The following is an 895-nucleotide window of genomic DNA, read 5'->3' as shown; positions in this document are numbered from 1 at the left end:
ATGCCAAGCGAAAGTCAGGCACTCGACCTCTAGCCATTTTTAACGAGTAAGCATCAACGATTATGGATAAGACCTACCAACCTAGCGAAATAGAACAGTCTTGGTATAAAACCTGGGAAGAAAGCGGCTACTTCAAGCCTTCAAATGAAGGCCAGCCCTACACCATTATGATTCCGCCACCGAATGTCACCGGTAGCTTGCATATGGGACATGCCTTCCAGGACTCTATTATGGATGCCCTAACCCGCTATCACCGCATGAAAGGTCATAACACTTTATGGCAGGTCGGTACCGACCACGCGGGTATCGCAACTCAAATGGTTGTTGAGCGCAAGCTTGCTGCTGAAGAAGGCAAAACTCGCCATGACCTCGGACGTGAAGCCTTTCTCGATAAAATCTGGGATTGGAAAGAAGAGTCCGGTGGCACAATTACCCGTCAGCTTCGTCGTTTAGGTGCTTCTGTCGATTGGGACCATGAACGCTTCACGATGGACGATGGCTTTTACAAAGCCGTTCAGGAAGTATTTGTTCGTTTATACAAAGATGACTTAATCTATCGCGGCAAGCGTTTGGTAAACTGGGATCCTAAGCTTCACACGGCTATTTCAGACCTGGAAGTCGAGAACAAAGACAAAAAAGGCAATATGTGGAACCTTCGCTATCCACTAGCCAATGGTGAAAAAACCTCTGAAGGTAAAAACTACTTAGTCGTCGCAACCACTCGCCCCGAAACCATGCTGGGTGATACAGGCGTTGCAGTCAACCCTGAAGATCCACGTTACAAAGACCTGATCGGTAAGTTTGTAGAATTGCCTCTTGTTGGTCGTTTGATCCCGATTGTGGGTGATGATCATGCCGACATGGAAAAAGGCACTGGTTGTGTAAAAATAACACC

General features: G+C 47.2%; 1 protein-coding gene. It reads left to right on the top strand.

The features are described from left to right. Positions 1-62: 62 nt before the first annotated feature. Positions 63-895: class I tRNA ligase family protein (locus A3766_RS00400; protein WP_156508569.1), on the top strand; the 833-nt coding region annotated here is incomplete at its 3' end.

The sequence above is a fragment of the Oleiphilus sp. HI0132 genome (genome assembly GCF_001635845.1).
Note: the sequence above shows the minus strand (reverse complement) of the source record. Positions and strands in the feature narration are given on the sequence as shown.